Source organism: Caulobacter sp. GW821-FHT11A05, assembly GCF_058809015.1.
In genome coordinates this window covers 16,083-38,253 of the sequence record NZ_JBXASF010000016.1, presented here as the reverse complement: position 1 = coordinate 38,253, position 22,171 = coordinate 16,083, and the positions used below count along the sequence as shown (strand labels likewise).

The 22,171-nt window shown below is 70.1% G+C and carries 20 protein-coding genes; 10 read left to right on the top strand and 10 right to left on the bottom strand.

What is annotated here, in order from left to right; translation table 11 throughout:
• The first annotated feature begins 84 nt into the window (after window positions 1-84).
• Entirely contained in the window at window positions 85-498 is a 414-nt protein-coding gene (locus tag AC1RSK_RS19720) for a hypothetical protein (protein ID WP_492909378.1), read from the top strand.
• A gap of 292 nt (window positions 499-790) precedes the next feature.
• Here the strand turns inward: AC1RSK_RS19720 and AC1RSK_RS19715 are convergent, their stop codons facing one another.
• The 3 genes from AC1RSK_RS19715 to AC1RSK_RS19705 form a co-directional block, all read right to left on the bottom strand.
• The gene (locus tag AC1RSK_RS19715; RefSeq protein ID WP_492909377.1) at window positions 791-1,936 is read right to left on the bottom strand and encodes an epoxide hydrolase family protein; all 1,146 of its coding nucleotides are present in this window, start codon (window positions 1,934-1,936) and stop codon (window positions 791-793) included.
• Between the two features lie 240 nt (window positions 1,937-2,176).
• Window positions 2,177-3,139 (bottom strand): quinone oxidoreductase family protein, encoded by a 963-nt coding sequence (locus tag AC1RSK_RS19710; RefSeq protein WP_492909376.1) that lies wholly within the window; start codon window positions 3,137-3,139, stop codon window positions 2,177-2,179.
• Window positions 3,140-3,364: 225 nt separating this feature from the next.
• Entirely contained in the window at window positions 3,365-4,327 is a 963-nt protein-coding gene (locus AC1RSK_RS19705; RefSeq protein ID WP_492909375.1) for a hypothetical protein, read from the bottom strand.
• A 165-nt stretch (window positions 4,328-4,492) separates the two neighbouring features.
• On the opposite strand from AC1RSK_RS19705, the gene prfA reads away from it, so the two are divergent.
• Entirely contained in the window at window positions 4,493-5,563 is a 1,071-nt protein-coding gene (gene prfA, locus AC1RSK_RS19700) for a peptide chain release factor 1 (RefSeq protein WP_492909374.1), read from the top strand.
• 185 nt (window positions 5,564-5,748) lie between these two features.
• On the opposite strand, the gene AC1RSK_RS19695 is transcribed toward prfA, so the two are convergent.
• Entirely contained in the window at window positions 5,749-7,086 is a 1,338-nt protein-coding gene (locus tag AC1RSK_RS19695; RefSeq protein ID WP_492909373.1) for a YihY/virulence factor BrkB family protein, read from the bottom strand.
• Window positions 7,087-7,161: 75 nt separating this feature from the next.
• On the opposite strand from AC1RSK_RS19695, the gene AC1RSK_RS19690 reads away from it, so the two are divergent.
• From AC1RSK_RS19690 to AC1RSK_RS19675, 4 genes are all read left to right on the top strand, one after another.
• Window positions 7,162-7,923, top strand: coding sequence for an MOSC domain-containing protein (locus AC1RSK_RS19690; protein WP_492909372.1), 762 nt, complete (start codon window positions 7,162-7,164; stop codon window positions 7,921-7,923).
• A complete protein-coding gene (prmC, locus tag AC1RSK_RS19685; protein WP_492909371.1) occupies window positions 7,920-8,786 on the top strand; it encodes a peptide chain release factor N(5)-glutamine methyltransferase in 867 nt (288 codons plus the stop codon). The genes AC1RSK_RS19690 and prmC overlap by 4 nt, the downstream gene beginning before the upstream one ends.
• Before the next feature lie 204 nt (window positions 8,787-8,990).
• On the top strand, window positions 8,991-10,082 hold the full coding sequence (locus AC1RSK_RS19680) for a DUF4167 domain-containing protein (protein WP_492909370.1): 1,092 nt from the start codon (window positions 8,991-8,993) through the stop codon (window positions 10,080-10,082).
• Window positions 10,083-10,326: 244 nt separating this feature from the next.
• Window positions 10,327-10,860 (top strand): hypothetical protein, encoded by a 534-nt coding sequence (locus AC1RSK_RS19675; RefSeq protein WP_492909369.1) that lies wholly within the window; start codon window positions 10,327-10,329, stop codon window positions 10,858-10,860.
• A gap of 104 nt (window positions 10,861-10,964) precedes the next feature.
• Here AC1RSK_RS19675 and AC1RSK_RS19670 read toward each other — a convergent pair whose 3' ends face one another.
• From AC1RSK_RS19670 to AC1RSK_RS19655, 4 genes are all read right to left on the bottom strand, one after another.
• Complete coding sequence (locus tag AC1RSK_RS19670) at window positions 10,965-12,395, bottom strand: amidase (RefSeq protein WP_492909368.1); 1,431 nt, start codon at window positions 12,393-12,395, stop codon at window positions 10,965-10,967.
• Window positions 12,396-12,486: 91 nt separating this feature from the next.
• Window positions 12,487-13,752, bottom strand: a complete 1,266-nt coding sequence (locus AC1RSK_RS19665; RefSeq protein ID WP_492909367.1) for an aminotransferase class III-fold pyridoxal phosphate-dependent enzyme — start codon at window positions 13,750-13,752, stop codon at window positions 12,487-12,489.
• A gap of 52 nt (window positions 13,753-13,804) precedes the next feature.
• Window positions 13,805-14,281, bottom strand: a complete 477-nt coding sequence (locus tag AC1RSK_RS19660) for a type III secretion system chaperone family protein (protein WP_492909366.1) — start codon at window positions 14,279-14,281, stop codon at window positions 13,805-13,807.
• Window positions 14,278-14,532 (bottom strand): GNAT family N-acetyltransferase, encoded by a 255-nt coding sequence (locus AC1RSK_RS19655; protein WP_492909365.1) that lies wholly within the window; start codon window positions 14,530-14,532, stop codon window positions 14,278-14,280. Before AC1RSK_RS19655 ends, AC1RSK_RS19660 begins: the two co-directional genes overlap by 4 nt.
• A 78-nt stretch (window positions 14,533-14,610) precedes the next feature.
• On the opposite strand from AC1RSK_RS19655, the gene AC1RSK_RS19650 reads away from it, so the two are divergent.
• On the top strand, window positions 14,611-15,195 hold the full coding sequence (locus AC1RSK_RS19650; RefSeq protein WP_492909363.1) for a DUF3617 domain-containing protein: 585 nt from the start codon (window positions 14,611-14,613) through the stop codon (window positions 15,193-15,195).
• On the opposite strand, the gene AC1RSK_RS19645 is transcribed toward AC1RSK_RS19650, so the two are convergent.
• Window positions 15,192-16,376 (bottom strand): acetyl-CoA C-acyltransferase, encoded by a 1,185-nt coding sequence (locus AC1RSK_RS19645; protein ID WP_492909362.1) that lies wholly within the window; start codon window positions 16,374-16,376, stop codon window positions 15,192-15,194. The genes AC1RSK_RS19650 and AC1RSK_RS19645 overlap by 4 nt on opposite strands.
• A gap of 150 nt (window positions 16,377-16,526) precedes the next feature.
• On the opposite strand from AC1RSK_RS19645, the gene AC1RSK_RS19640 reads away from it, so the two are divergent.
• The 3 genes from AC1RSK_RS19640 (at window position 16,527) to AC1RSK_RS19630 (ending at window position 19,502) form a co-directional block, all read left to right on the top strand.
• Window positions 16,527-18,143: a hypothetical protein gene (locus AC1RSK_RS19640; RefSeq protein ID WP_492909361.1), complete on the top strand. Its 1,617-nt coding sequence runs from the start codon at window positions 16,527-16,529 to the stop codon at window positions 18,141-18,143.
• A 94-nt stretch (window positions 18,144-18,237) separates the two neighbouring features.
• On the top strand, window positions 18,238-18,723 hold the full coding sequence (locus AC1RSK_RS19635) for a winged helix-turn-helix transcriptional regulator (protein WP_492909360.1): 486 nt from the start codon (window positions 18,238-18,240) through the stop codon (window positions 18,721-18,723).
• Window positions 18,724-18,740: 17 nt separating this feature from the next.
• The gene (locus AC1RSK_RS19630) at window positions 18,741-19,502 is read left to right on the top strand and encodes a hypothetical protein (RefSeq protein WP_492909359.1); all 762 of its coding nucleotides are present in this window, start codon (window positions 18,741-18,743) and stop codon (window positions 19,500-19,502) included.
• A gap of 97 nt (window positions 19,503-19,599) precedes the next feature.
• Here the strand turns inward: AC1RSK_RS19630 and AC1RSK_RS19625 are convergent, their stop codons facing one another.
• The gene (locus AC1RSK_RS19625) at window positions 19,600-22,101 is read right to left on the bottom strand and encodes an ATP-binding protein (RefSeq protein ID WP_492909358.1); all 2,502 of its coding nucleotides are present in this window, start codon (window positions 22,099-22,101) and stop codon (window positions 19,600-19,602) included.
• Window positions 22,102-22,171 lie beyond the last annotated feature (70 nt).

Genomic DNA, 22,171 nt, shown 5'->3' with positions numbered 1-22,171 from the left:
CGCCGGCCCGACCGCCTTCGCAACCCCGCCCACCGGCGGGGTTTTGCTTTTTGAGGCTCCGCCCATCTTTCCGAGGAGCTTTCCATGACCTTCACCACAGAGGCTGATCTCGCCGCCATCGCCGAGGGCGTCATCGCCCGCACGCTGCCAAAGTCCGCCTGGACCCACGCCGCCCACTTCGCCTGCGCGGTGTGGATCGTCATGCGACGGAGCGACCTGGTCGCCGAGCGCGACCTGCCCGGCCTGATCCGCGCCTACAACGAGGCCACCGATACGCCCAACACCGACACCGGCGGCTACCATGAGACGATCACCCAGGCCTCGCTGCATGCCGTCCGCGCGGCCGTGGCCGAGGGCGGTTCGCCGGTCGCGGTGCTGTCGCGGCTGCTCGAAAGCCACGGCCGCAGCGACTGGCTGCTGAAGCACTGGACCCGCGAGCGGCTGTTCAGCGTCGAGGCGCGACGGGGCTGGGTCGAACCGGACCTGGCGCCGCTTTAGGCCGCGCCTTATCGAAGCGGCCAACCATTATACCGCCGCCCGGCCGACCCACAAAAAAGGCGCGCGCTCCGCCAAGGCTGTGGAAATGCGGGGAAGGCCCCAGGTTTCGTTGGCTTTGGCGTGGGTCCGGCCGGTGATCCTGTGGGCTGGGGTGTTGGTCGGGCGGTTGGTCGACTGCTGTCGAATGTGGGTCGGTTTGTGCCCGCGCCGACCCACGGATTCGCCGCGGCGGCAGAGCGCCCGTTTTGGGCCGATTTGAATATGTCTATACATATTCATCGGGTAGTTCGGGCTAAGCCTCCCGTCCCCAGGCCCGCACCTCCTCGACGAACAGCTCCGGTTCCTCCATCGCCGCGAAGTGGCCGCCCCTGGGCATGTCCTGCCAGCGGACGATGTTGTAGGCCCGGTCGGCCCAGCTGCGCGGCGGGGCTGAGTACAGCGCCTCGCCGGGGAAGTTGGCGAAGGCGGTGGGGGTCTCGCAGCGGGTCCCTTCGGGCAGGACGATGCCGCCCTCCTCGATGAGGGCCCGGTAGTACCAGGCGCCGGTCGTGAAGCTGCCGGTCATCACGTAGATCATGAGGTTGGTGAGGAGCTGGTCCATCGAAAAGACGTCGGTAAACGCCTTCTCCCGCAGGTCGGCCCAGTCGTGGAAGCGCTCGATGATCCAGGCCGCCTGGCCGACCGGGTTGCCGGCCCCCAGCCAGGCCACGGACTGCGGCTTGGAGACCTGCAGGCGCAGGTAGGCGCCCATCATGTCGCCGGCCGCGCCGGTGCGGGTGATCCAGTCGATCTCGTCCTGGCTCTGCGGCGGCCCGAACGGGCGCAGGCCGATCATGTTCAGGTGGATGGCCTTGGCATGGGCCCCGTGGTCGTGGCCCAGCCAGCTGGTCACCAGGGCGCCCCAGTCGCCGCCCTGGGCGAGGTAGGTGTCGTAGCCGAGCACCTGGGTCATCAGGGTGTTGAACAGCCGGGCTGTGCCGCGCTGGCCGAAGGGCCGGGCCGGCTTGGAGGAGAAGCCGAAGCCGGGGAGGGAGGGGATGACCAGGTCGAAGGCGTCTTCGGCATTGCCTCCGAACCGCGAGGGGAAGGCCAGTCGTTCGGCGGCGCCCCAGAACTCATAGTGGCTGCCCGGCCAGCCGTGGGTGAGCAGCAGGGGCCGCTTACCGCCGGCTTCACCGATCAGGTGGACGAAGTGGAGGTCGAAGTCCTCGACCCGGGCGGTGAACTGCGGGAAGCGGTTGAGGTCGGCGACGGCGGCGCGCCAGTCGTAGGCGCCCGTCCAGTGGGCGCAGAGGTCGCGCAGGAACTGGGGATCGGTTCCGCAGCCCCAGCCGCCCTCGATGGGGGCGACGGGGAAGGGGTATTCCCGCACCCGGCGCAGGACGTCGGCGACGGCTTCGGCGCTCCAGTCGACCGTGAACGGCGTCGGCTTGGTCATGGCGGGTCTCCTGGGCTTTGGTGAGCTAGCCAAGCGTGACGTGGCGGAGGTCAAGTTCCTCCTCCGACCGCCCAAAGGGCGGGCGGGGGAGGGGGACCGCCGGCCCGACTCAGGGCCGGTGGTGGAGGGGGCCGCGCCGCTCTCTGTTCTGATAAGCCGGCGCTGCCCCCTCCACCACCGCCGCTAAGTCGCGGCGGCGGTCCCCCTCCCCCGTCGCTTCGCGCCGGAGGAGGAACTAATTTATGGAACCATCACCACCCGGCCCACCGCCTGCCGGCTCTCGATGTAGGCGTGGGCGCCGGCCGCGTCGGACAGCGGGAAGACCTTGTCGATGACCACCTGCAGCTCGCCGCGGGCGCAGTCCTCGATCAGGGTCTGGATCATGTCATGGGCCCGGTCGCTCATGATCTCGGCCCCCAGGAAGACGCCGCTCAGGCTCCGGTTGCCGCCCATCAGGCTGGAGACATCGACCACCATCGGCTCGCGCCCGGCGTTGCCGACCATCGACACCCGGCCGCGATAGCCCAGGCTGGCCAGGGACCCCTTGAGGGTCGCGCCGCCGACGCTGTCGACCACCAGGTTGACGCCCTTCTTGTCGGTCAGCCGCATCACCGCCTCGGGCACGCTCTCGGCCTGGTAGTTGATGCCGTGGTCGAGGCCGTACGCCTTCAGCTTCTCCAGCCGCGCGTCGCTGGACGCCGTCGCCAGCACCTTGGCCCCGGCCCGCTTGGCCAGCTGGATGGCCGCCAGGCCGACGCCGCTGGCCCCGGCCTGCACCAGCACCGTCTCGCCGGCCTTGAGGCGGCCGAACTCGAACAGGCAGTCGTGGGCGGTGCCGAAGGTGACGGGAATCGCCGCCGCCTGCTTCACATCGAAGCCGTCCGGAATGACCCAGCAGTTGCGCGCCGGCACGGCCCGCAGCTCGGCATGACTGCCGAAGCCGTCGACCGTGGCCACCTTCTGGCCGAGCCGCAGGTGGCTGACCTCGGCCCCGATCTCGACGATCTCGCCGGCCGCCTGGTAGCCGACGACGTGGGGGTGGTTCACCAAGGCGCCGCCGAAGCGGTTGAGGGTGTCACCGCCCTCGATGCTGATCGCCTCGACCCGGATGACCACGCCCTTGGGATGGCAGACGGGGTCGGGGACGTCCTCGTATTTCAGGACGGACGGCGGACCGTTCTCGTAATAGACGGCGGCTTTCATGGCGGGCTCCCTCTTATGTTTGAGGAAAGCCTAGCGACCCATCCGCCGGAAGCGGAATCAGAAATCCTCCCTCCCCTTTATGGGGAGGGACAGCGAGGCGAAGCCTCGCAGGGTGGGGTACGAAAATCATAGGGCGCCAGCCTTGAGGGATTGGCGCGCTGCATCCGACTTCCCCACCCGTCACGCTGCGCGTGACACCCTCCCCATAAAGGGGAGGGAGGATCGCTAGTGGTGGTCCCCCGCCGGCGCCGGCAGGTGCCCGCCGCCGGCGTGGGCGGCTTGCGGCGGCGCCGAGTGGTGCGCATGCGCATCGACCGGTCCGGCCACGGCTTTCGGGAACTCGCCCGACTGGCTCCAGCCCGGCTGTTCGAAGCCCTGGTCGGCCACCTGCCACAACAGCTGCACATAGCGCTTGGCCATCTCGCCGGTCACCGCCGAGGCGTCGATCTTTTCGGTCAGCACCTCGGTCATGCCCGATTCGCGCGCCGCATGGAGCGTGCTCTTCAGGAGGTAGCCCTTCTTCTGCAGCTTCTCGATCCGCTCGGCGTAGGTCGGCTTCTTCTCTTCCTTCTTGGCCCCGAACAGGCTCCAGCCGCCGCCGGACTTCGGCCGGTCGTCGTCCGACTTGTCGGCCTTGGCTTTGACCTCCAGCTCCTTGAGCAGAACGTTGAGCAGCTTGTTGCAGCCCGAGACCACGACGTATGCCGCCTGGTCGGCCTGGGCCGCGTCCCACAGCGGCTTGAAGCCGTCGCGGAAGACTTCCGGGGTGGCCTTGCTGAACCGCGGCGCGGCCGGCGGGCCGTGGTGTTCGTGCGGCTTGTGGGCCGCCTGATCGCCCAGCGGCTTGCCGCAGACGGGGCAGGGGCTGCCGACCGCTGGCGGATTGTTGATTACCGTGATGCCGCCGAGCGGGACGCCGATCATCGGCTGCTGCACCATGATCGGGGTGGTGACCGGCACGGTGGTGACCGCGCCCGTGAAGACGTTGGCCCCGGCGCCGGTGACGCTGGAGATCGGGGTGGTGAAGACCTGGCCGGGCGATCCGGGAACGCCCACCGAAACGGCATGCGGGCTGACATAGGGAACCGGCGCCGTGGCCGGCGCGTGCGGATGGGCCTCGTGGCCGTCGTGGCCCGAGACCTCCCGCTCATAGCGGCTGTCGAGGGAGCAGCGCGGCGCGTCGCTCACGACCCCAAACCCCCACGTTCCATGGTGTTCACCCCACGCATGCCCGAATACCCCCGATAACTATGGTTAACGAACCTCACGGGGGCGATTTTGGCAAGAGGATTGCCGCTTCGGGGCCGAGAAGAGTAGAGGATGCGGCCCCGCTGCTACGAAAGCTTTCATCCCTTGCGTCTTCCCCAGGCCCGTCTCGACCAGGTGCTCGACCGCTTCCGCGAGGTGGAGGCGCGTATGGGCGCGGCCACCGAAGGCCCCGAGATCGTCAAGCTGTCCAAGGAGCACGCCGAGCTGAAGCCGGTGGCCGACGCGGTGGCCGGGCTGGAGAAGGTCCGCGCCGAGATGCCGGAACTGGAGGCGATGGCCGCCGACCCGGACCCGGACATCTCCGAACTGGCCCGCGACGAGCTGGAGCGGCTGCAGGACAGCTTGCCGGAGATGGAGCATGCGCTGGCCCTGATGCTGGCCCCCAAGGACAAGGACGAGAACGCCAGCGCCATCCTCGAAATCCGCGCCGGCACCGGCGGCGACGAGGCGGCCCTGTTCGCCGGTGACCTGTTCCGCATGTACGCCCGCTACGCCCAGCTGCAGGGCTGGAAGGTCGAGGTCGACAGCGTCTCCGAGGGCGAGATGGGCGGCTACAAGGAAATCATCGCCTCGGTCACGGGCGACGGCGTCTTCGGCCGGCTCAAGTTCGAGAGCGGCGTCCACCGGGTGCAGCGGGTGCCGGCCACCGAGAGCCAGGGCCGCATCCACACCTCGGCCGCCACGGTGGCGGTGCTGCCCGAGGCCGAGGATGTCGAGATCGAGATCAACGACAGCGACCTGCGCATCGATACCTACCGCTCCAGCGGGGCCGGCGGCCAGCACGTCAACAAGACCGACTCGGCCGTACGCATCACCCACATCCCGACGGGCGTGGTGGTGACAAGCTCGGAGAAGAGCCAGCACGAGAACCGCCGCAAGGCGATGAAGAACCTGAAGGCGCGGCTGTACGATCTGCAGCGCACGGCGCTGGACGATGCCCGGTCCGAGGCCCGCAAGAGCCAGGTCGGCTCCGGCGACCGCTCCGAACGCATCCGCACCTACAACTTCCCGCAGGGCCGGGTCACCGACCACCGCATCAACCTGACCCTCTACAACCTCGAACGGATCATGCCGGGCGACGCGCTGGACGACATCATCAAGCCGCTGATCGCCGAGGACCAGGCGGCGCGGCTGTCGGCGCTGGAAGACGCGTAGGGGCAGGGGCGTCCTCCCTCCCCGAATTGGGGAGGGCAGGCGCGCGTTGCGCGCCGGGTGGGGAAGTGGGCCACCACATCCGGCCGGTGAAGCGCCTCAGTGCATAGTTCCCGAAAGTCAGTGACCGACTTCCCCACCGGACGCGCGTAACCGCGCGTCTGCCCTCCCCAATTCGGGGAGGGAGGTCAGCGCCCTCTCCTGAGGACGCTTTTCCAGACCTCCTTCACCGCCCCCACGCCGCCGGCGATCTCCTCGCTGAGATCCAGCGCCTCGCCGACGGTGTCGGCCATCGCCGCCCCGCGCGCGCCCATCGGGGCCGGCGGGCCGGTGGTCGAGTCCTTCGCTGTCTGGTGCTCGATCTCGGCGTTCAGCTCGGCCCCGACCAGCACGATCAGCACCGAGAACCAGACCCACAGCATGAAGGCGATCACCGCCCCCAGCGGTCCGTAGGTGGCGTCGAAATGGGCCATGTTCCCCACGTACCAGCTGAAGCCCAGCGACCCGGCCAGCCACATCGCCGAAGCCGCCACCGCCCCCCAGGTCAGCCATCGCCACCTGGCCTTCGCCCGCGACGGCCCGATCCGGTAGAGCAGGGTGAAGGCCAGGGCCGCCAGCGCCAGCACCAGGCCCCAGCGCAGCGGGATCGACACCAGGCTCAGTTCCCCCAGTCCCAGCCAATTCAGCCCCGCCGGCAAGGCCACCAGGATGCCCGCCACGCTGGCCAGGAACACCAATGCCCCCAGGGTGCAGGCGTAGCTCAGCACCGTCTGGCGCACGAACGGTCGGCTCTCGGTCTCGTCGTAGGCGACGTTCAGCCCCTCGAACATCGCCTTCATCCCGGCGTTGGCGCTCCACACCGAGATCAGCAGGCTGACCACGAAGGCCACGGTCAGCTTGCCGTCGTGCGTGCCGGCGATGCGCAGCATCTGGTCTCCGACGATCTGGATGACGCTGGCCGGGAACACCCCGCGCATCTCGTTCAGCTGGTCGCGCACCGTCGCCACATCGGCGAACAGGCCGTAGAGGGAGACGAAGGCGGCGATGGCCGGAAAGATGGCCAGCAGGGCGTAGAAGGTCACCCCGCCGGCCACGGATGGCAGCTTGTCGCGGCCGATCTCCATGACCACCCGCCAGGCGACGTCGCGCCAGCCGAGCAGGGGGATGTGGGTCGGCCGCATCGCCTCCCGTCCCCGGCCCGGCTGCTCGGCGGCGAAGGCGGCGCTGCTCATCTGGCGGGGATCTGAGGCGCCTGGGATCACCTTGCCGCCCGGCTCCGGCTCCAGCGCGGTTGTCGTCTTCGGCCACAGGCCGACGGCGGCGATCAGCGCCATCCACGGCAGCAGCCGGTAAGGCCGGCTCCTGGCCCACTGCGCCGTCGCGCCGGGGGCCGCCCGCCAGTCCCGGCTCGCCGTCCAGCTGACCGCGCGGCCGGCGCCCTCGCCGAGGCCATAGGCCCCGCGCCCCAACGCCCCGGCCATCTTCCTTGAGGGCCCTTTGCGCGACCCGCCCTTGAACCAAGCCATCCAGCGCCTCCGAAGGGGCAAACACCGCAGGCCGCCGGGGGTTGCGGCGGGCCTTCGCGTTTGGCACTTGGAGCCATGCGCGCTCATGTCGACAGCCTGTATCGCCACCCGGTCAAGGGCTTCACGCCCGAGCCGCTGCAGCGGGCCGACCTGGTGGCCGGCGCCTGCTTCCCCTGTGACCGATTGTTCGCCGTCGAGGACGGTCCCAGCGGCTTCGATCCCGCGGCGCCGGGCCATATCTCCAAGTCGAGGTTCACCGTCCTGGCCAAGATCGCGCAAGTCGCCAAGGCCCGCACGGCCTATGACGCCGCCACCGGCGTGCTCGCCGCAAGCGCCGAGGGCCAGCCCGACTTCGCCGGCGACCTGACCACCGCTGAAGGCCGCGACGCGTTCGAGGCCTGGCTCGCCGCCTTGCTGGGCGAGGCCGCCACCGGTCCGCTGAACGTCATCGAAGGGCCCGGCGCACACCGCTTCATGGATCACCCGCGGGGCCATGTCTCGATCATCAACCTGGCCAGTGTCCGCGATCTGGAAGAGAAGATCGGCCGCCCTGTCGATCCCCTGCGCTTCCGCGCCAACCTCTATGTCGAGGGCTGGCCGGCCTGGGCCGAGAACGACTGGGCGGGCAGGACGTTGTCCCTCGGCGAGGCCCGCGCCACCGTCTACAAGCCCATCGTCCGCTGCGCCGCCACGGCCGTGGACCCCGTCACGGCGGAGCGGGACATCGACATCCCCGCCGCCCTGTTCGACCACTACGCCCATGTCCTGTGCGGCATCTACGTCAACGTCACCGACGGCGGGGCCATCGCCGTCGGGGATACTCTGGAAGTTCGATGACCAACCTCGTCACCGCCTGGAAGACCGCCCAGGCCACCTTGAAGGCGGCCGGCGTCGACCAGCCGTCGATCGATGCCCGCCTGATGCTGGAGGCCGCCGCCGGCGCCACCCGCATGGACATCCTCACCGACCCCTACCGCGAGCTGACGCCCGACCAGCAGGCGACCTTCGACGACTATATCGCCCAGCGGTCGCGTCGCCGGCCGATCAGCCACATCCTCGGCCGCAAGGGCTTCTGGAAGATCATGCTGTCGGTCACCCCCGACGTCCTGACCCCACGGCCGGACACCGAAAGCATCCTCGACGTCGTGCTGCCGGCCTTCCCGGAAGGGATGGCCTTCCAGATGCTCGATCTCGGCGTCGGCAGTGGGGCCATCCTGCTGGCCATCCTCGCCGAGCGGCCGGCCGCCAGGGGGCTGGGCGTCGACTCATCGTCCGAGGCCCTGGCCGTGGCCAAGGAGAACGCCGCCAACCTCGACCTGAACAATCGCGCCGCCTTCCTGCACGGCGACTGGACGGCCGGCCTGGGCGAGGCTCAGTTCGACCTCGTCGTCTCCAACCCGCCCTACATCCCGACCCAGGACATCGACACGCTCGATCCGGAGGTGCGCGACCATGAGCCGCGTCTGGCCCTCGACGGCGGCCCCGACGGGCTGGACGCCTACCGCCTGCTGGCCCCGGAGATCCTGCGGGTGCTGAAACCCGGCGGCCTGTTCGCCGTGGAGATCGGCCACGACCAGTCGGCGGCCGTCGAAGCGCTGTTCAAACAGGCCGGCGCCGGCCAGGTGCGGACGACAAAAGACCTCGCAACCCGCGATCGCGTGGTGACTGGTTTCAAAAACCCCTTGGAAACAGGCGGATGAGGGGTTACATCCTGAATCGTTCCCACTCCTAAAAGCCGTACCGGGGAGACCTGAAGCGGCGGGCGCGCGTGCCAAAGAGGCTGCGAGCCGGGCGGGAACCCAAGGATCACTCCAGCAGGACAGTCACGGACCAGCACAGCGTCCGATACGTCACAAGGCAAGCTTCCAGGCCCGTGCAACCGGGACCTGAGCGACAGGGACATCATGAGAGATTTCAAGGGCATGAAGCGGCAGCGCGGCCGCAACCGGAACACCGGTAACAAGCCGCAGCAGCACAACGCCAACCGCGCCTACGACTCCAACGGACCCGAGGGCATCAAGGTCCGCGGGGCCGCCCAGAGCGTCTTCGAAAAATACCAGCAGCTGGCGCGCGACGCGACCACCGGCGGCGACCGGGTGCTGGCCGAGAACTATCTGCAGCACGCCGAGCACTATTTCCGCCTGATCCGGGCCATCCAGCCGAACCGGCCGGTCACCGACATCATCGGCCGCGACCACTACAGCTCCGGCATGGACATCGACTTCGAGGCCGAGCACGAGGAGCCGACCGAGGCCCAGATCGCCGAGGCCACCGAGAACAAGCCGGAAGCCGAAGACGGCGAGGAGCGTCCGCGCTTCGAGAACCGCCAGAACCAGAACCGCGACCGCGACGACCGGCCCCGGGACCGCGACCGCTACGAAGGCAACCGCCAGAACCGCGACGATCGTCCCCGTGATGGCCAGCAGGGCGGCCAGCAGCAGAACCGCGACGACCGTCCGCGCGACCGCTGGCGCGACGACCGTCCCCGCGATGGCCAGCAGGGCGGGAACCGCGACGATCGCCCGCGCGACCAGCAGCAACAGCGTGACGACCGTCCGCGTGACGAGCGTCCCCGCGAAGACCGCTTCCGCGACCGCGACGACCGCCCGCAGCGCGATCAGCAGCAGCAACAGCCGCGCGACGAAGCGCCTCGCGAAGACCGTCCGCGCGAAGAGCGCGAGCCCCGCCGCAGCCGCTATGAGCGGGACCGTCCCCGCGAGGACCGCGCCGAAGCCCGCGCCGAGGCCCGCGATCCGCTGCAGGTGATCGAGCCGCAAGCCGCGCCGATGACCGCCGCCCCGCTGGCCGCCGAGCCCAAGCGTCCCTCGCCCCGCCTGCGCGGCCAGGACGGCGCCGTCTCCGAACTCCCCGGCTTCCTCTCCCGCTCGGCCCCGGCGCCGACCGCCGACGACGCCGAAGCCGCCCCCAAACCCAAGCGCCGCCGCGCCCCGAAGAGCTTCGAAGGCGACGCGCCGAAGGACAGCGACGAGGGCTGATCCACCAAGTGACGCGCTGTCGCGCGCTCCCTCCCCTTTATGGGGAGGGTGTCACGCGTAGCGTGACGGGTGGGGAAGTCGGATGCCGGGCGCTCCGTCACGCGAGTACCCCACCCTGCGAGGCTTCGCCTCGCTGTCCCTCCCCATAAAGGGGAGGGGGGGCTCCTCCCCTCGCGCACCCCCCTATTCAGGGCGTTACACATCCGCCCACGCCGCTAGGCTCTCCCCAACTTCGGAGCCCCGCATGCGTCTGCCCCTCATCCTCCTCATCGCCGCCGTCATCGCCGGCCCCGCCGCCGCCCAGGGCCGTGGCCAGGCGATCACCTACGACAACCCGGTCGCCAAGCTCACCTGCAAGCCCGGGGCCGCCTTCAAGCCGGTCATCGACGCCATCGCCGCGTCCAAGATCGTGCGCGAGGCCGACCCCGACGACCGCGACTTCTGCCTGTTCATCGGCGCCGCTGGTCCTGGCCCCTGGCGTCGCTACGCCGTCGTGCAGATGGAGGACGATCCCTCCTGGTGCGGCTCGGCCGGCTGCCAGGTGCTGTTCTTCGTCGAGGACCGCGACGGCCGCTGGACAAACGTCACCGACCCGCAAGGCACGAACAACGGCTTCGCCCTCGAGGAAGGCGTCGGCATCGACGCCAGCGACGCCGTGCAGGGCCTGCCCTCGATCATCCTGCCCCAGCGCCACCGGGCCGACATGGACTGGTACGGCTGGCGCTTCGATCCCGAGACTGGGACCTACAAGGACCCGATGTCCGGCTCCTACGACTAGAGCAGGGCGCGATTTGATGGAATCAAATCGCCTGCTCTAGTTTTTTCGTTGTCGCGCGTTTGTTCCGATAACCAGTTCCCACTTATCGGAACGCGCTCCAGGGCCTACCCCCAGATCGCCGGCCGCCGGTCTTTCCACGGCATTTCCTTCTCCAGCTGTCCGGCCAGGCGATACAGCGTCCCCTCGTCGGCGTACCGGGCCGTGAACATCATGGCGATCGGCAGCCCGTCCGCCGACTGATGCAGCGGCAGGCTGACCGACGGCTGGCCGGTGAAGTTGAACGGCGGCGTGAAGGGGAAGGTCGCCGACTGGGCCTTGTCGAAGGCCTTGAGGTCGTCGGTCAGGGTGTCGAGGAACTCGTGCTTGGGCGGCGTCGTCCCCAGCACCGGGGTCAGGTAGATGTCGAAGTTCTCGAAGTTGCGCAGGATCTGGCGGTTCATGATCCGCAGCTGCTGCCAGCCCCACATCGCCTGGTCGCCGGTGATCCGCTTGCCGGCCTCGTAGCCGCGCCGGGCCAGGCCCTCGATCTCGCCCTCGGCGGGCTCATGGCCGATCTTCTCGACCCAGCGCCGCACGCCGGCCGAGAAGTTGCTGGCCGAGACCAGCGCCTGGGCCCGGTAGAGGGTGCGGTAGTCCACTCCCAGCCCCTGCTCGACCACCTCATGGCCCAGCGCCTTCAGGGTCGCCGCCGTCTGCGCCAGTTTCGCCGCCACCTCCTCGGAGATCGGCTTGCCGTTTGGCGTCTCCGGCGACCAGAAGATCCGCAGCTTGCCGGGCGAGCGGCCGACCTCGTCCAGGTAAGGCCGATCCTTGGCCGGATGGGCATAGGGGCTGGCGGGTTCGGGATAGCCGGTGGCGTCCAGCATGGCGGCGCTGTCGCGCACCGTGCGGCTGACCACATGGTCGACCGAGAAGCCGATGGCCCGGTCGTAGTCCTCGCCGCCGTTGGGATTGCGGTCACGCGTCGTCTTCATGCCGACGAGGCCACAGCAGGCGGCCGGGATGCGGATGCTGCCCAGGCCGTCGCTGGCGTGGGCCAGGGGCACCATCCCCGAGGCCGTGGCGCTGGCCGCCCCGCCCGAGGAGCCGCCGCTGATCCGGCTGGGGTCCCAGGGGTTGGAGCAGGGGCCAAGCCGCCGGCTGGTGGTCACCCCCGGGATGCCGAACTCCGGCGTGTTGGTCTTGCCGACCAGCACCACGCCGGCGGCCCGGTAGCGCCGGACCAGCTCGCTGTCGTCGGCGTCGGCCGCGACCTGCGCGAACATCGAGCCGGAGCTCCTGGGCCAGCCCTTCACCTGCGCGCCCAGGTCCTTGATCAGGAAAGGCACGCCCTTGAACGGCCCCTCGGGCAGGTCGCCGGCCGCGACCTTGCGGGCCTCGTCGTATTCCTTGTGGACCACGGCGTTGAGCACGCCGTTGTGGGCCTCGATCTTCTCGATCGCCGCCTCGAGGATTTCCCCGGGCGAAACCTTCTTGGCCTTCACCAGGGCCGCCAGCCCCAGCCCGTCATGCTCGGCGTAATCGGTGAAGGCCATGGTCTCTCTCCCGCTCTGTTCTGCTTTTTCGAAAGTCTGGCATGGCGGAGCGCCGGCAGGCAACGCGGGGGGAGTGTTTTGTGGCTGGCGCCTACCGCGCCGCCAGGAAGGCCAGCTTCTCCACCGGCCCCAAGCCGCCCGCCGTCCGCTTCAGATCGCCGAACGCCGCTTCCGCCGCTTCCAGCGCCCCGTCGATGTCGGCCTCCGTCATCGCCGCGCAGAGGAACATGTTGTGCCAGGGATGCACGTAGACGCCGCGCGCCAGCATGGCGCTCGACCAGGCGAAGCCCAGCCGCAGGTCGGGGTCGTCGTCGAACAGGAACAGCGGCATGGTCTCCGGTCCCGTCTGGCGCAGCCCGAACCCGGCCGCCGAGGCCCGTTCATGCAGCCCGGTCCGCAGCCGCGCGCCCAGGCCCTGCATCCGCTCCAGATAGTCGATCTCCCGCACCAGCCGCAGGGTCTCCAGCCCCGCCGCCATCGCCGCCCCGGCGAACCAGAAGCTGCCCGTCACATAGATCGAGGCCGCCGCCTTGCGGGCCTTGTCATTGCCCATCAGGGCCGAGATCGGATGGCCGTTGGCGATGCACTTGCCCCAGGTCGACAGGTCCGGCGCCACTCCCAGCACCGACCAGCTGCAGTCCCGCGCCACCCGCAGCCCGCCCCGCACGTCGTCGACCACCAGCAGGGCCCCGCGCTCGTCGGCCAGCTGCCGCGCCCGCCGCGCATAGGCCGGGTCGGGGGCCGCCTGGTCGATGAAGGCGTCATGCCGGAAGGGGGCGGCGAAGATGGCGGCCAGGTCGTCGCCGGCCGCCGCCACCGCCGCCTCCAGGCTGGCGATGTCGTTGTAGGCGCAGAAGTGCTGGTGGGCCTTGTCGCTGGGGATGACGCCGGCCGGCCGCGGCGTGCACCAGGGGGCGGCCCCGTGATAGGCGCCCTTGGCCAGCACCAGCCCCTTGCGCCCCGTGTGAGCCCGGGCGGTCATCATCGCCATGGTGGTGGCGTCGGTGCCGTTCTTGCAGAACATCGCCCAGTCGGCGTGGGTCACCATGGCGACCATGGCCTCGGCCAGCTCGACCATCAGCCCGGTCGGCCCGGTCAGGGCGTCGCCGATCTCCAGTTGGCGCACGTAAGAGGCATTGATCTCCGGATGCCCATAGCCGAACAGGTTGGGCCCGTAGGCGCACATCAGGTCGAGGTAGCGCCGCCCATCGGCGTCGGTCACGTGGGCGCCGTCGCCGCCGGTGAAGAACTGCGGATAGTCGTCGGGCAGCAGGCCAACCGACTGGTGGCCGTACATGCCGCCCGGAATCACCGCCTGGGCCCGCGCCCGCAGGTCCTTGTCGATCGGCCCGCTCATCGCATCGCTCCCTTTTTTTGGAACGATACCCGCCTGCGGCCCGGCGGCAACCTCACATCAGCCCGCGCGCCTGCTCCACCACCGCCAGGAACAGCTGCAGATTGGCCTCCAGGTTCTGGCGATGGACGCCGCCGTCGAAGACCAGATAGCGGCTCAGGGTCAGCACCTTGGGCTCGTCGGCCCGCACCTGCACCGCCGCGAAGTCCAGCCGTTTCAGCGCCTCCTGCGCCTTGGCCGGCGTCTCGTAGGTGACAAAGGCCATCAGGGTCGCGCCCCGGCAACGCAGCTTGTCGCAGGCCGCGCCCTGGATGACGAAGGCCGCCCCGGCCGCCGACCGCGCCGCCAGCACCGGGTCGCCGTTGTCCAGCCGCGCCTCCTGGGTGACGGCCAGCCCCATGCCCTGGGCCAGCGCCTTCATCTCCGCCGGCGTCCAGCTGGCGATCAGCGGCGCGGGCGGCGGGACAGGCGGCGCGGCCAGCGCCGGCCCCGTCGTCAGCAGCCCGGCCAGGACGGCTCCCGCCAGCCTCATCCCGGGTGTCGCCTCAGCCAGGCGGCGGCATAGCCGCAGATCGGCACGATCTCCTCGCCGCGCGCTTTCGCCTCGGCCTGCACGCCGCGCATCAGCCGGTCGCTGGTCCCCTTGCCGCGCAGGGGCACGGGGGAGAAGACGTAATCGATGTACAGCCGGCCGCCCTCGCGGCGGTAGTCGGCGTAGGCCGTCTGGTCCTGCTCGATCAGTTCGTAGCGGCCGGCGGCGGTGTTGTCGGTGATCGTCGTCATGGGGTGAATATAGCGCCTCGCGCGCCCGTCCGATCCCCGTTATCGTCCCGCAAAACCACCTTCTCGGGGAAAAAAGTCATGCGCGCTGTTCTTGCCGGTGTTTCGCTGATCGGCCTTCTGGCCCTGGCCGCCTGCGACAAGGGGGCCGACAAGGCCGACGTGGCCGGCGACGACGCCAAGCCGGCGGTGGCGCAGGCCAAGGCTCCCGAGGGTCCGCCCAAACCGACCTTCGGCCAGTGGGAGTACAAGAACACCGTCATGGGCCGGACCATGGCCATGAAGATGTGCGTCGACGCCAAGTCGTCCGAGGCCGTCTCCTGGGTCAACCCGGCCGCCCAGGCCGAGGACTGCTCCAAGCGCGAGTACAGCAAGCAACCCGACGGCACCTGGACCTTCTACACCGTCTGCCGCACGACCATGGGCGGCGAGACCACCTCGTCCGGCGCCGCCAAGGGCGACTTCAGCCGCAACTTCACGGTGCTGGTCACCGTCAAGACCGAGGGCGCCGCCCAGGCGGCGGCCAACGGCGTCATCGATATGAAGATCGACGCCAGCTACATCGGCCCCTGTCCGGCCGGCCAGCGCGGTGGCGACGTGGTCATGCCCGGCGGTCAGATCATGAACGTCCTCGACGCCGCCCAGAAGGCGGCCGCCGCCCGCTAGACCAGTTCCACCGCCATGGCGGTGGCCTCGCCGCCGCCGATGCACAGGCTGGCCAGGCCCCGCTTGCCGCCCCGCGCCTGCAGCGCGGCCAGCAGGGTGGCCAGGATGCGGGCCCCTGAGGCGCCGATGGGATGGCCCAGCGCCGTGGCGCCGCCGTTGACGTTGAGCTTGTCGCGCGGAATGCCCAGTTCCCGCTGGGCGATCATGGCGACCACGGCGAAGGCCTCGTTGACCTCGAACAGGTCGACGTCCTCGACGCTCCAGCCGGCCTTCTTCAGGGCCTTCCGCATGGCCGGGACCGGGGCGGTGGTGAACAGGCCGGGCTCATGGGCGTGGGCGGCGTGGGCGACGATGCGGGCGACGATCGGCATGCCCAGCCGCTCGGCCACCGACTGGCGGGTCAGCACCAGGGCGGCGGCCCCGTCGCTGATCGAAGAGGCGTTGGCGGCGGTGATTGTGCCGTCGGCGGCGAAGGCGGGCTTCAGGGTCGGGATCTTGGCGGCGTCGCCCTTGGGCGGCTGCTCGTCCTGCGCGATGATCTCGACGCCCTTGCGGGTCTTGACCTCGACGGCGACGATCTCGGCCTCGAAGGCGCCGCTCTGAATGGCGTGCTTGGCCCGGTTCAGGCTCTCGATGGCGTAGTTGTCCTGGTCCTCGCGGGTGAACTGGTAGCTGCGGGCCGAGTCCTCGGCAAAGGCCCCCATCAGCTTGCCCGGCGTGTAGGCGTCTTCCAGCCCGTCCAGGTACATGCTGTCCTTGATGGTGTCGTGGCCGATGCGGGCCCCGCCGCGGTGCTTGGTCAGCAGGTAGGGGGCGCCTGACATGCTCTCCATGCCGCCGGCGACGATGATCTCGGCGCTGCCGGCCGCCAGGGCGTCGTGGGCCATGATCGCCGCCTGCATGCCGCTGCCGCACATCTTGTTGACCGTGGTGGCCTCGACGCCCAGCGACAGGCCGGCGCCCAGGCCCGCCTGGCGGGCGGGGGCCTGGCCCAGGCCCGCCGGCAGCACGCAGCCCATGATGATCTGCTCGACCTTGTCGCCGGAAATCCCGGCCCGCTCCAGCGCCGCCCGCACCGCCACGGCGCCCAGCTCGGTGGCCTTGACGCCCGAAAGCGCGCCCTGGAAACCGCCCATCGGGGTGCGGGCGAAGGAGGCGATGACGACAGGATCGGCGGACATGGAGGTATCCTCAAGGTTCAGGCGAGGTTCAGGCGCGGGCTGTCACATGATGCATCAAGAGGGTCTCGGCAAGTGCGCCGGGAGCCGAGTGGCTCGCCCGGACGTTCAGACCTGAACGCCCGGACTGGGCCCCCTCAAAGGAGTACCGCCATGTTCCGGCCCGTCCTGCTGGTTTCCGTCGCCGTTTCGGCCCTCACCCTCGCCGCCTGCAATCAAAAGCCGGCTGCGCCGCCACCGGCGGCCGCCGCCCCGGCCTCTGAGCAGCTGGCCATCGCCCTCACCGACGAGGTCGCGCCCCTCGCCGAGAACCTTCCCGACGCCCCGGTCGTCCCTGTCCTGGCCGCCAGCGCCCCGGCCGCCAAACGCGACTACTGGCGGGACGTGTCGGCCGCTGACGGCTACTACGCCGACCGGGCCCCGGACTATTCCTACGAATACGACGACGTCGACCCGGTCTACTGGGAAGACGACCGTTACGGCCGCCGGGTGATGGAGCCGCTGCCCTACGGCGGGGAGCGCTACTACTACTACCGCGCGGGCGAGGATGAACCCTGGTTCGTCCGCGACCCGGACTTCGGCTACGCCTACGATGGCGGCTCCCTGGCCATCGTCTACGACAGCTACGGTCGCGCCCTGCCGTCCGACTACCGCAACAGCCGCGCGCCCTACGCCAGCCGCTACTACCAGCGGGCCGAGCGGCTGCGCACGGCCTCCCGCCGGGCCGAGCGCCGCCGGGTAGAGACCGCCACCTGGGAGCGTCGCGAGGTGCTGGCCGACCGCGAACGCGACGAATGGCGCGAGGTCTATGGCCGCAACGACGACTGGCGCCGGGCCGACCGGGCCGAGCGTCGCCGCGACGACGCCCCGCCGCCTCTGGTCGTCGCCCGCCGGGCCGAGGAGCTCCAGCAGGTTCGCCAGGATCGACTGGAGGAGGACCGTAAGCAGCGCGAGCAACGGATGGCGCAAGCCCGCGCCGCGGCCGAGGCCCGCAACGCCGAAGCGCTCAAGGCCGCCGAAGCCCGGAACGCCGCCGCGCGTCAGGCGGCGGTCGCCAAGCAGGCGGACGCCAAGGCCCAGAGCGCGGCCGCTGCCGCCGATCAGCGCAAGCAGCAGGCCGACACCCGTAACGCCGAGGCTCGCGCGGCCGCTGAAGCCCGCAACGCGGCGGCTCGCGAGGCCGCCGCTGCTGACCAGGCGGCGGCCAAGGCCCAGAGCGCGACGGCCGCGGCTGACCAACGCAAGCAACAGGCCGACGCCCGTAACGCCGAGGCTCGCAAGGCCGCCGAGGCCCGCAACGCGGCGGCCCGTGAGGCTGCCGCCGCCAAGCAGGCTGCGGCCAAGGCCCAGAGCGCCGCGGCAGCCGCCGAGCAGCGCAAGCAGCAGGCCGATGCCCGTAACGCCGAGGCTCGCAAGGGCGCCGAGGCCCGCAACGCGGCGGCCCGTGAAGCGGCCCTCGCCAAGCAGGCGGAGGCCAAGGCCCAGCGCGCGGCGGCCGCCGCCGAACAGCGCAAGCAGCAGGCCGACGCTCGCAACGCCGAGGCGCGCAAGGCCGCTGAAGCCCGCAACGCGGCGGCCCGTGAGGCGGCTCTCGCCAAGCAGACCGCCGCCAAGGCTGAGCGCGAGGCCGCCCAGGCCGAGACTCGCAAGGCCCAGGCGGAGGCTCGCGCCAAGGCCGCCCAGGAGAGGGCCGCCGCCGCCAAGGCGGCGAGAGAAGCCGCCGCCAAGGCCAAGGCCGAGGGTAAGCCGGTCGTGGCGCCGGCGCAGTAACCCGATCACCACCCCGGCTTTCGCCGGGGTGGTGAGGGCGTTCTCAAAGGAAACCCCCTTGCCTTCCGCCCAGGGAAGGCACAATTTGACGGTCATGGGCCGAACCGCCGATTATTCCCGCCAAAGCTGCCCGATCGCCGCCACCCTGGAGGTCGTCGGCGATCCCTGGACCCTGCTGATCCTGCGCGACGCCTTCAACGGCACGCGCCGGTTCGAGCAGTGGCAGGAACGGCTGGGCGTCGCCCGTAATGTGCTGGCCTCGCGCCTCAAGGCCCTGGTCGCCCACGGGGTGCTCGAGGCCCGGCAGTATTCTGAGCGCCCGCCGCGCCAGGAATATCTGTTGACCACCAAGGGCCGCGAGCTGCGCCCGGTGCTGCTGACCCTCTACGACTGGGGCGAGCGCCATGTGTACGGCGAGGGCTGCGGCCCCAACCACATGACCCACAACGGCCACCGCTTCCGGCCCAGGCTGGTCTGCGCCACTTGCGACGAGGTGGTCGGTGATGGCGAACTGCGCCGCATCGACCAGGACACCGCCACGCCGACGGTCGGCCAGGCTCTGGCCCGGGCGGTCGGCTGAGCGGCCGTCTACCCCGCTTGATCCCGGCTGCCCTGGCGGCCTCGCTGATCAGTTTCCCGGCCATGGCCGCCGACTGCTGGTTCGAGAACGGCGCCGTGGTGGCGCCCGCCAGCGTGGCGGGCATCGCCGGCGACTACCTCATCGACCCCAGCGCCCCCACCACCCTGATCCACGAGACCCGCGCCCAGGGCGAGGGCATCACGACGCTCGATCTGGTCGCCCCGGTCCGCGTCGCGGGCCTCAGCCTTGCCGCCCTGCCGGTCAAGGTCGTCGACCTCGACTTCCGGGCCCCCGGCTTCGACACCCCCATCGCCGGGGTCATCGGCGCCGATGCCCTGGCCGGCCAGGTGGTCGACCTGGACTTCGCCCCCTGCCGGGTTCGCATCCACGGCCCGACGCGGGGGCGGCTGCGGGGCAGGGCGGTTCCGCTGACCCTGGTCGGCGGCGTGCCAAGCGTGGCCGCCGCCGTCGCCGACGACCGCTCGGCTCGCGCCGGCCTGTTCGCGGTCGATTGGGGCTCGGCCGGCCAGGTTCGCCTGAGTGACCGCTTGGCCGCCTTCAAGCCTGTGCCCGAAGGTTACGACCCGCTGGCCCGCAACAGCGCGGCCGGCCATCTGCGGGCCTTTTCCTTTCTGGGGGAACTCAGCGAGGAGCCGCGCTCGGGCCTGATCGCCGGCCTCGACCCGGCGCTTTCAGGGTCGATCGGCACCGAGGAATGGTCGCGCTGGCGGGTTCGGCTGGACCTGTCCGGCCGGGTTCTCACGCTGTCGCGGCGCTAGAGCGCGTTCCGATAAGTGGGAACCGGTTATCGGAGCAAACGCGCGCCAACCAAAAAGCTAGAGCAAGCGATTTGATTCCATCAAATCGCGCCCTGCTCTAGGCCGCGTCCGCCCCGTCCGCCTGGAATTCGACAGGCACCACGCCGCCGCCGGGGTTCGCCGCCCAGGCCAGGGCCTCGTACAGCGCGCTGACCTGGATCGGCTTTGAAACGTGGGTGTCCATGCCCGCCGCCAGATACTGGCCGACGTGATGCGACATGGCGTTGGCGGTCAGGGCGATGATCGGGGTGCGGCGGCGGCCGCTGGCCGACTCCTCCTCACGGATGGCCCGGGCGGCGGCGACGCCGTCGAGGACCGGCATCTGGATATCCATCAGGATCACGTCCCAGTCGCCGCTGCGCCAGGCGTCGACGGCCGCCTGGCCGTCGTCGACGATGGTCGGCGTGACCCCCAGCTGCTCGAGCAGGGTAGTGAGGACGATCTGGTTGACGCGGTTGTCCTCCGCCGCCAGCACCCGAAGGGCGAGGTCTTCGCCGTCCTGGCTGTCGCGGGCCTCGTCGTCGCGGCCGAACTCCTCGCCAAGCCGCTCCAGCGGCAGGCTGAGGGTGAAGGTCGAGCCGACGCCGGCGTGGCTGGTCACGGTGATGCCGCCGCCCATCAGCTGGGCCAGTTCGTGGCAGATGGACAGGCCAAGGCCGGTGCCGCCAAAGCGGCGGGTCGTCGAGGAGTCCAGCTGGTCGAAGCGGCCGAACAGCTTGTCCATGTTGTCCGGCGAGATGCCGACGCCGGTGTCGATGACCCTGATCTGCAGGCGGCCGTCGTCGTAGGCGGCTTCGATCCGCACCTTGCCGTCCTCGGTGAACTTCACGGCGTTGGAGACGAGGTTGTAGAGGATCTGCCGCAGCCGGGTCGGGTCGCCGCGATAGCGGGCGGCCGCCGAGCCGAGATCGAGGTCGAGGGTCACGCCCTTCGACCGGGCCAGGTCGCCGAAGGCGGCGGAGGCGGTGCGGGCGATGTCGGTAAGCTCGAAGGGAATGCACTCGATCTCGAGCTTGCCGGCCTCGATCTTCGACAGGTCGAGGACGTCGTTGAGGATGGCCAGCAGGGCTTCGCCCGATTGTCGGATGATCCCAAGCCGCTCGCGCTGGGTCTCGTCCAGCCCGTCGGAGGCCATGGCCTGGGCCATGCCCAGCACGCCGTTCAGCGGCGTGCGGATCTCGTGGCTCATGGTGGCGAGGAAGGCGCTCTTGGCCGTGCTGGCCGCGTCCGCCTGTTGGCGGGCGGCGCGCAGCCGGCGGCTGCTGCGGATCAGCAGGATCACGGCCACGCCGGCGCCCAGGGTCAGGAGGACGCCCAGCAGGATCATCCAGCGCTGGGCGCGGACGGCGGCCGCCTTGAGCTCGGTTTCCTTGCGGGCGCTGCTCAGCTGGGTTTCCAGCGAACCGGTGATCTGGCGCACGCCGCCGTAGATATCCTGTGCGGTCTGGATGCGCTGCGCCCGCTGGTAGTCGCGGAACTTGGCATAGGCGGCGGTGGCGTCGCCGCGGGCGAGCATCAGCTCAGCCTCAATTTCGGGAAGCCGCTTGAAGGCCGAATCGTCGAAGTGATGGGCCGCCTGCAGCGACCGCAGGGTCGCCAGGTCGTGGGCGGCCGTCGCCGGCTTGCCCGTCCGGGCGTTGGCGATGGCCCGCATCGGCAACAGCCGCGGGGCGAGGAGGCCGGTGTTCTCGATCGGCTGACTCAGGCCGCCGGTGCAGTCCAGCACCTGGGCCGGTCCGGCGAAGGCCTCGGCGTACATGCCGCACAGATAGGCGTCCCAGGCTTTCAGGTTGCTCAGGCCCGAACTCACCGTCAGCTCGTGGTGCACCGTCACCAGCTTACGGGCCTGGGCTTTGTCGCCCAGCCGGATGGCCAAGTCGCCCAGATTGTAGACCGCGTCGAAGTCAGGCCTTGGATAGGCGACGTCGGCGAATTCGAACTGCGAGCGCTGGAAGGCGCGGGCGCTGCCGTCCAGATCGTTCAGCCCGATCAGGGCGATGCCGATCATCTCCCAGATTTCCGATTCGGCCGACTTGGCGTCGGCGTCCTTCTGGTCGATCAGCAGTTCGGCTTCGTAGAGCAGCTTGAGGGCGGCCCCGGTCTGCTGGCGGTTGACCAGCACCACGGCCCATATGGTTTCGGCGTGCACCTTGACGAACCAGTCGGTCGATCGGTCCCGCAGGGCCTGCAGGTCGGCCACCGCCGAGGCGTCGCCCTGGTTCATGCGGCCGGCGACCTTGTTCAGCTCGGCGACGGCCTGATAGCGCGCATCCCCCTGGGCCTTGGCGGAGTTGGCGAGCGCGTCGTTGTAGCGGTTGAAGAGGTCGAATTCCGACTGGTTGCGGAACACCGTGGCCACATAGTGCAGCCGGCGCAGGGCCTCGCGATCCTTGCCAAGCAGGGCCGCGTCGCCGAAGCGGCGCAGGTCGGCGAAGCTCGACGCCTCGGCCCTTCCCTCGATCGCCGAGGCAAGCTGGCCAGGAGTCATGCCCTGTCGCGCCATGGCCGGAGACAAGGCCATCAGCAGCGCCGCAATCGTTCCGCAGATGATGGCTCGCATGGTTCCCTCAGGATCGGGTTCCCTAATGCGGGCCAATGCGTTGAAATTCCGTGTGCTTCCGATCCGCGGC

Coding starts and splice junctions, on each gene's coding strand:
- AC1RSK_RS19650 (WP_492909363.1), top strand. CDS start 14,611: ATGCGCGCTGTTCTTGCCGGTGTTTCGCTGATCGGCCTTCTGGCCCTG.
- prmC (WP_492909371.1), top strand. CDS start 7,920: ATGACCAACCTCGTCACCGCCTGGAAGACCGCCCAGGCCACCTTGAAG.
- AC1RSK_RS19710 (WP_492909376.1), bottom strand. CDS start 3,139: ATGAAAGCCGCCGTCTATTACGAGAACGGTCCGCCGTCCGTCCTGAAA.
- AC1RSK_RS19690 (WP_492909372.1), top strand. CDS start 7,162: ATGCGCGCTCATGTCGACAGCCTGTATCGCCACCCGGTCAAGGGCTTC.
- AC1RSK_RS19665 (WP_492909367.1), bottom strand. CDS start 13,752: ATGAGCGGGCCGATCGACAAGGACCTGCGGGCGCGGGCCCAGGCGGTG.
- AC1RSK_RS19640 (WP_492909361.1), top strand. CDS start 16,527: ATGTTCCGGCCCGTCCTGCTGGTTTCCGTCGCCGTTTCGGCCCTCACC.
- AC1RSK_RS19695 (WP_492909373.1), bottom strand. CDS start 7,086: ATGGCTTGGTTCAAGGGCGGGTCGCGCAAAGGGCCCTCAAGGAAGATG.
- AC1RSK_RS19675 (WP_492909369.1), top strand. CDS start 10,327: ATGCGTCTGCCCCTCATCCTCCTCATCGCCGCCGTCATCGCCGGCCCC.
- AC1RSK_RS19635 (WP_492909360.1), top strand. CDS start 18,238: ATGGGCCGAACCGCCGATTATTCCCGCCAAAGCTGCCCGATCGCCGCC.
- AC1RSK_RS19645 (WP_492909362.1), bottom strand. CDS start 16,376: ATGTCCGCCGATCCTGTCGTCATCGCCTCCTTCGCCCGCACCCCGATG.
- AC1RSK_RS19720 (WP_492909378.1), top strand. CDS start 85: ATGACCTTCACCACAGAGGCTGATCTCGCCGCCATCGCCGAGGGCGTC.
- AC1RSK_RS19670 (WP_492909368.1), bottom strand. CDS start 12,395: ATGGCCTTCACCGATTACGCCGAGCATGACGGGCTGGGGCTGGCGGCC.
- AC1RSK_RS19680 (WP_492909370.1), top strand. CDS start 8,991: ATGAGAGATTTCAAGGGCATGAAGCGGCAGCGCGGCCGCAACCGGAAC.
- AC1RSK_RS19660 (WP_492909366.1), bottom strand. CDS start 14,281: ATGAGGCTGGCGGGAGCCGTCCTGGCCGGGCTGCTGACGACGGGGCCG.
- AC1RSK_RS19715 (WP_492909377.1), bottom strand. CDS start 1,936: ATGACCAAGCCGACGCCGTTCACGGTCGACTGGAGCGCCGAAGCCGTC.
- AC1RSK_RS19655 (WP_492909365.1), bottom strand. CDS start 14,532: ATGACGACGATCACCGACAACACCGCCGCCGGCCGCTACGAACTGATC.
- AC1RSK_RS19625 (WP_492909358.1), bottom strand. CDS start 22,101: ATGCGAGCCATCATCTGCGGAACGATTGCGGCGCTGCTGATGGCCTTG.